The sequence below is a fragment of the Corallococcus sp. AB045 genome (assembly GCF_003668895.1).
In the GTDB taxonomy this organism is placed as follows: Bacteria; Myxococcota; Myxococcia; order Myxococcales; family Myxococcaceae; genus Corallococcus; species Corallococcus coralloides.
On the sequence record NZ_RAWN01000314.1, the window covers coordinates 1 to 7,136 of the forward strand.

Genomic DNA, 7,136 nt, shown 5'->3' on the forward strand with positions numbered 1-7,136 from the left:
CCCCCCCGCCGCACCGCCCACGGTGCTCCCGCCGCCGCCGCCCCAAGTTGAACCATTACCACCGGCCGCGGCCGCGACGAGCTGGCCCGCGTGGAGGATCGCGCTGCTGCCACCCCCTCCGCCGCCGCCAACCCCACTGGGAGGGGCCCCACTGCCTCCGCCGCCGTAATAGCCCGCGCCGCCGGCGCCATAGCCCCCAGCGTAATAGTAGCCCCAGCCGCCGCCACCGCCGACGAAGACCTCCAGGCTCGCGCCAGCCGCCAGCGTGAAGCTCCCATTGACCCTGGTGCCGTTGGTGCCTGCCCAGTCGTAACCGCTGCCACCGCCACCGCCGCCCACCATGCTGTAGTTCACGGTGAGGGGCGAGCCATACGGACTCACCTTGCTCAGGTACGAGGTGACAGCCTTCACGCAGGTCTGCATGACGCCACCAGTCAGGCTGATCGCGAAGGTCTGGGTCGTCTTCTGTCCGCTCGCATCCTGAATCACCAGGGTGATGAGCGACGAAGCTCCCAGCGCCGGAGCCGTCCAGAGGACCTCGCTCTGGGAGGCGCTGGTGACGGGGGTTCCCAGCTTCCCGGAGGTGGCGCTCCACGTGAAGGTCAGCGCCGCACCCTCGGGGTCGTAGGCGCTCACGACCAGCGTCACCGTCCCGTTCACGGCAACGGTGTCGGTTGACTGGAAGAGCTGATCGATGACGGGAGGCCGGGTGGGAATCTGGGGCAGCCCCACGTTGATGCCCAACTGGCCCGTCGTGCTCCCGCCGCGTCCATCGTTCAAGCTCACCGTCACCTTGCACACCGCGCTCGGAGGAGCCGAGGCCGGCGCCGCCCAGGTCGGACGCTGCTCCGTGGTTGCGCTGAAGCTGCCGCCGCAATCATCGGCCCAGCGATAGGTCAGCGCATCGTTGTCGGCATCCACCGCAGCCACATCCAGGCTCACGATGCCACCGGGGGCCACCTGGCTGGACGGAGTGCCCGTCACCTGGGTCGCCACGGGCCAGGTGTTGAACGCGACGGCGACAGTCGCCGCGCCCCTGGCACGCACCACGGCGATCTTCAGGGAGATGCCCGCCTGGCCGCCCTTCCCATCCGTCACGCTCACATTCAGCGTATAGGTTCCCTCCGTGGCCGGTGCGGTCCACGTCGGGCTGGCGGTGGTCTCGTCGACGAAGGTGCCACCGGTCGCCGTCCAGGCGTAGCTGCGTGCATCGTCATCGGCATCCGTGTCGGTGACGGCGAGCGTGACGGACTCGTTCACGTCCACGCGGCTGCTGGAGGCCGTGAGCCCGGTGATCTTGGGAGCGCTGTTGACGAAGGGCGTTGGAGCCGTCGTCTGCTGCAGCACGATGATCACGGCGGCCGTGGTGCCCGAGGTGATGGTGACGCCGGTGGCCTGCCCCTCGTAGACCTGGGTGTCGGAGGAATCGAAGGCCTGGGCGCGGAAGGTGCGGTTGGCGCCGACCGGAATCGCCCCCAGGACGGCCCTCCACTGGCCACCGGTATTCTGCAGGTTGGCGACAACGTCAGCGGAGAGGTCAGCGGCGCTCACCGTGAGGGTGACCCTGGCCACGTCTGAAGTCGAGAGGGCCTGGGCTGAGACGGCGATGTCGGCCGAGCCCTCCTGGACAGCAGCAGGCCCGCAGGCCGCAAGCGTCATGAGGAGCAACGGGAGGAGCGCCAGAGGTTGGAATGGGTGTGGTCGATTCAAGGGGTTCCCAAAAGGAGCAAGAGGTTCACGGGAAATGAGGAGGGCGGCGCTGCGCTCGGGCTAGGGCAGGCTGACGGTGAAGGTCTGCGTCGCCTGTGCCCCGCCCGCGTCCTGGACCACCGCGGTGAGGGTGAAAGGGCCACCGCTGTCGGGCGCGGTCCAGAGCACTTCGCTCTGGGAAGCGGAGGTGGTCGGGGTGCCCAACGTGCCGCCGCTGGCGCTCCAGGTGAAGGACAGGGCGGTGCCCTCCGGGTCGTGCGCCACCACGAGCACGTCCAACGTCCCGCCCGCCGCCACGGTGTCGGCCGACTGGAAGGTCTGGCTGATGACGGGGGCGGCGTTGGGGACGTCGGGCAGGCCGATGGTGATGCGGAGCGAGCCCTGGGTGCTTCCGCCGCGGCCGTCATTGGGCGCCACGGACACGGTGCAGGTACCACTGGCCGGCTGGGTGGCCGGAGCCTTCCAGGTGGGTTTCTTGACGGTGGCGTTGTTGAAGCTGCCACCGCAGTCGTCACTCCAGGTGAACGTCAGGATGTCGCCATCCGGGTCTGCCGCCGTCACTTCGAGCGTCGTGCTCTCACCGGGCAGCACCTGGCCCTTGGTGCCGGACACCTGGCTCACCACGGGCCAGGTGTTGAAGGACGTCGTCACCGTGGCCTTGCCCTTGGCGGCCAACACGTTGATGACCAGGGAGAAGCCGGCCTGGCCGCCCTTGCCGTCCGTCACGCTGACGTTGAGGGTGTAGGGCCCCTCGGTGGTGGGCGCGGTCCAGGTGGCACCTGCCTTCGTGGCGTTGGCCAGGGCGCCCGCCGTGGCCGTCCAGGCGTAGCTCAGCGTGTCACCGTCAGCGTCCGTCGCCGTCACCGAGAGCGCGGCGGACTGGCCCGGCTCCAGCTGGGTGGAGGACGCCACCAGCGAGCTGATGCGCGGGGCGCTGTTGCGGAAGGGCGTGGGGGCCGTCTTCTGCTGCAGCAGGATGAAGACCGCCGCCGTCGAGTCCTGGGAGATGGTGACCCCGGTGACCTGCCCCTCGTACAGCAGGGTATTGGAGCCGTCATAGGCCCGGGCCAGGAAGGTGCGGCCGGAGCCCACGGGAATCCCTCCCAGGGTTCCGCTCCACTGCCCGGAGGTCTTGAACAGGTTGCGAGAGATGTCCGGCGCGATACCGGCGCCACTCACCGTCACGGTGACACGGCTGATGTCATTCTCCGTCAAAGCCTGGGCAGACACTCCGAGGCTCGCCTCGCCCACGCCCGTCTCCCCTCCGCAGGCCACGGTCAGGGCGAGCGCCAATGCAGCGACAAACAGATTCAGCGGACGGAGGGAGACCCTCCTCGGTATTTGCGGCATCAATGACCTCCAGATGGGATTTGACGAATCCCAGGGACTCGTCGTGGGGCGCAATGGAAGGCGCTCCCTGAGACATCTGTAATAGGAGAGTCAGTGATGAGCAAAATCGATGCAGACAAAGTCTGCGCCTGCTCGCGTCAAGGGTCCCTCTCACCCCATCCGAGGTCACTTGAGAATCCCCCGTTTCAGCCTCTCCGGAGCCGCGGATGGCTTGCTTCAGGGGAATGGGCAGACACCAAAACCAACTGGCGCATGAGGCGAAGGCCTCTCGAAACCTTCAGGTGTTTAACGCCCCAATGAGCAGCAGCCTATTCACGCGGTCTCGGACAGACTTCAAACCCAATACACCCAAGGAAAGGCCATCAGTGAGCCAAGCGTGTGGAGAAGCCGCTCGAGCCCCATGGGGTACACGCCGGCCCAGGTGCTCCAGAATCGCTCGCACCCCTCCCACCTCGTTCACCTACGACGGCATGCTGAAGGTTCGCAACGACGTCGCGGGCTCGAGCGAGGAGCGGATTCATCCGGAAGACTACAGCCCGAGTGTGCTGCGCACTGTCTCCAGCCTCCGGGTCGTGGGCGCTCGACTCTTTGTCGCGGGCATGCGCCGGATGGTCTTTGGCCGCACCCTCGGCAGCTCAACCTGGGAGCGCGTGGATGAGGGAGTCCGGCAGGCGAGCAGCGAGCTGCCCCTCTTGGCGCTCCGCTCACCCGGCGACGCGCGCTTCGTCGTAGAAGGCTAGCGCGGGGAGTGGAGCGCGGTGTCGCCCCCGTACACGGATGAGACCTTCAGTTGCGTTGAGATGTGGCGGGGGCGGTGCTTCGTGTCCGCCGAGTCGGGTGCGGTGTTCGAGATGTCTACGGGAGCCCCCCATCGCTGGAGCCGTTGAGCGTCCCGGGCATGTCGAGGACCTCGTGGATGGCCGCGACCTCCGAGCGCCTCTGGTTCTTCGGCAGCCACTCCGTGAGCGCATATTCCGACTCGGGTTGGCGCGACGAATCACCTCCAGCCGCGCTCCTGGAGTGACGCCGCGGCCCCTCTGCCCACCCCGCCTTCCCTGTTCCCGGCGGAGCCAGGAACAGGAAATGCGGGCGGCTCGTCAGAGCAGCTTCGACATGATGTCGCGCTCGCGCTGATCGAGCTTGATGGAGTCGAGCGTCCAGGTGATGAGCTCGTCGGCGACCGCGGCGTCGTAACCGAAGGTTGTGGCGGCCTCCTTCACCGACGCGCGCTCCTCGGTGGCGAGCTCTCCGTCGGCACAGGCCACTTCGACGAGCATGCGCAGCAGGGAGGCGCGCAGTTCGCGGATTTCAATCTTGCCGACGATGTCGGAGAGCCGGCCAGGCTTCTGGAACTCCGCCTCGATGAGCGCGGCGACCTGCGGGTCGCGGGGCGACAGGCCGATGTTCAGCACCACCTCATCGAGCTGCTGGCGCTCCTCCTCGGTGATACGGCCGTCGCTCGCCGCCACGTTGGCCATGGCCTGGACGAAGGCCAGCAACTGCTCCTGGGGGTACTCGCTCGACATATCATCTCCTGGGTAGACAGCGCGCGACTGGCCGGGAACTCACGGACAGCCACGATGCCGGGCTTCTCGGCCACACAGGATAGTGGGGGCCCATGAGGAGCGAAAACGGTTTCAGCCGGATGCCTGCGTCCGCGCGCACTCGGGTCCTCGCACGGCAGGGCCTCCCGCTCCTCCCAGGCCCCCACACCAGACCGATGATCGCGGGTTGGGGTCAATCCGGGCTTGTCGCCAAGAGGCGATGACGCGGAGGGACAAGCCGGCTCGCTTCTCGTCACGGAACCCGTGACAATCCGCGGCATGACCCTGCGACATCCGATTCTCTCCCTGTTGATTTTCTCCCTCGCGGTCGTACCTACCCTTTCTGCTTGTGGCTCTGATGACGGCGATACCCCGTCGGATGCGGGCACCAGACCCGACGCAGGCCCTCCGCCCGACTCGGGTACCGAGTTCGACGCGGGCGCCGAAGTGGACGCTGGCACCGAGTCTGACGCGGGCACCGAGTCTGACGCTGGCACCGAAGTGGATGCGGGCACTGAAGTGGACGCGGGCACCGAGGGCGATGCGGGCACCGAGGCCGATGCGGGCTCTGAAGTGGACGCGGGCACCGAGGCCGATGCGGGCACCGAAGTGGACGCGGGCACCGAGGCCGATGCTGGCGCTGAAGTGGACGCGGGCACCACCCCTGACGCAGGCACTGAGCCGGACGCAGGCACCACTTCCGACGCGGGCACCAGCACGGATGCAGGCACCGACCCCTTCATTACCTGCGAGGGCACGTGCCAGGACACCGCCGTCACGGTTCAGATCGACGGGAACCAGCGCGTCCTGCCCCGCGCCTACTTCGGCTACACGGAGCCGACGAATGCCGGGGACCCGTGGACGCTGTGGATCGAGATCAACAACAGATCGACGGATGAGTGCCCGTCCGATACTGCGCCCACCCCTCCGCAGCTCGTCAACGTCTACTCGGTGAAGGTGCCGGTGGACACGACTCCGCAGACGGGCTCCTCGGGGGAGGGTGGACCGACCGCGACGCTGCTCGACTTCGATGGCGCGCTCCTCTCCTGGCCTCCTTCCGCTCAAAGCACGAACCTCATCTTCACGCCCGTGGCGGCCTCGCTCTGCCCCAGCTGCATCAAGGCCGGGACGCCTCCCGCGAAGCACTTCGTGGCCTTCGATGTGGACGGCACCTACGAGAACGGCGCCATCTCCGGCCACGGGTACGCCACCTACTGCCCCTCGCTCGACCGCCTCCAGAACGACGAACCGGACGCAGGCACCGAACCGGACGCAGGCACCACTCCCGACGCGGGCACCGAGCCCGACGCGGGCACCAGCACGGATGCAGGCACCGACCCCTTCGGCACCTGCGAGGGCACGTGCCAGGACACCACCGTCACGGCCCAGATGGACGAGAACCAGGTGGCCCTGAACCACGCCTACTTCGGCTACGTGGAGCCGACGACCGCCGCGGACCCGTGGCGGCTGGTGTTCGAGCTCAGCAACGGCGAGACGGATGAGTGCCCGTCTCTGACAGCGCCACTCCCGCCGCAGATCGCCACTCTCGAATGGGTGACGGCACCGGTGGACACAACCCCGCAGACGGGCTCCACGGCGGGTGGACCGATATCGTACTTGTTCGACTTCGATGGCGCGCTCATGCAGGAGTGGGCCGCTAGCGAAACGAGCCGCACCTTCACGCCCGTGGCGGCCTCGCTCTGCCCCAGCTGCATCAAGGCCGGGACGCCTCCTCCCGCGAAGCACTTCGTGGCTTTCGACGTGAACGCCACCTACGAGAACGGCGCCACCGTCTCGGGCCACGGGTACGCGACCTACTGCCCCTCGATGAACAGCCTCCAGGACGACTGAGCGCGGTCCCGACACCCGTTCCCCTGGCCCTCTGATTCTGGAAGGCCGGGGGAGCCCCGGTCAGCCCTTGAGACGCAGGAGGCGCCGCGTGGCCACGCACACCGCGCGGCGCTCCAGCGATTGGAGCGCGAGCGTCACGTCCGGCTCCAGTGGCGCGTGCTATCCCTGCCGCCATGAGTGACGAGAACCCGAGCATCCTGTCCCACGTCTCCATTGGCACGAACGACTTCGCGCGCGCCGTGGCCTTCTACGACGCGGTCCTCACTCCGCTGGGCTGCCGGCGGGTGTTGGACTTCCCGAACGCGGTGGCCTACGGCCGCCAGTTCCCGGAGTTCTGGGTCCAGGCCCCTATCGACGGGAAGCCCGCGACCGTGGGCAATGGCACGCACTTCTGCTTCATCGCCACGTCGAAGCAGGCAGTGGATGCCTTCCATCAGGCGGCCCTCAAGGCGGGAGCCATCGATGACGGCGCCCCTGGCCCGCGTCCCCTGTATGGCCCGCCCTACTACGGCTGCTTCGTGAGGGATCCGGACGGCCACAAAATCGAGGCGCACTTCTGGGACACGTCGCTCGGCGGCCACGAAGGCACCTGATTCCAGCCCCCTCCCCACGAGGGCTCAGCGGGGACTCCGACCCGAGGAAGAGCCACACCGGAGCGGGCGCGGGGCGACACCCTTGGCC

General features: G+C 67.9%; 6 protein-coding genes. 3 read left to right on the forward strand and 3 right to left on the reverse strand.

The window, feature by feature from the left end:
• Together D7Y21_RS39175 and D7Y21_RS39180 are read right to left on the reverse strand one after the other, a co-directional pair.
• The coding region (locus tag D7Y21_RS39175; protein ID WP_372239505.1) for an Ig-like domain-containing protein at positions 1-1,572 on the reverse strand (1,572 nt) is incomplete at its 3' end.
• A 198-nt stretch (positions 1,573-1,770) separates the two neighbouring features.
• Positions 1,771-3,003 (reverse strand): Ig-like domain-containing protein, encoded by a 1,233-nt coding sequence (locus D7Y21_RS39180; RefSeq protein WP_121718431.1) that lies wholly within the window; start codon positions 3,001-3,003, stop codon positions 1,771-1,773.
• Positions 3,004-3,530: 527 nt separating this feature from the next.
• On the opposite strand from D7Y21_RS39180, the gene D7Y21_RS39185 reads away from it, so the two are divergent.
• Positions 3,531-3,800, forward strand: coding sequence for a hypothetical protein (locus tag D7Y21_RS39185; RefSeq protein ID WP_120563914.1), 270 nt, complete (start codon positions 3,531-3,533; stop codon positions 3,798-3,800).
• Between the two features lie 357 nt (positions 3,801-4,157).
• Here D7Y21_RS39185 and D7Y21_RS39190 read toward each other — a convergent pair whose 3' ends face one another.
• A complete protein-coding gene (locus D7Y21_RS39190; RefSeq protein WP_120563913.1) occupies positions 4,158-4,586 on the reverse strand; it encodes a tellurite resistance TerB family protein in 429 nt (142 codons plus the stop codon).
• Between the two features lie 465 nt (positions 4,587-5,051).
• On the opposite strand from D7Y21_RS39190, the gene D7Y21_RS43565 reads away from it, so the two are divergent.
• Together D7Y21_RS43565 and D7Y21_RS39200 are read left to right on the forward strand one after the other, a co-directional pair.
• Positions 5,052-6,455: a hypothetical protein gene (locus D7Y21_RS43565; protein ID WP_304988582.1), complete on the forward strand. Its 1,404-nt coding sequence runs from the start codon at positions 5,052-5,054 to the stop codon at positions 6,453-6,455.
• 173 nt (positions 6,456-6,628) lie between these two features.
• Positions 6,629-7,048, forward strand: a complete 420-nt coding sequence (locus D7Y21_RS39200) for a VOC family protein (RefSeq protein WP_120563912.1) — start codon at positions 6,629-6,631, stop codon at positions 7,046-7,048.
• The last annotated feature ends 88 nt before the right edge of the window (positions 7,049-7,136 follow it).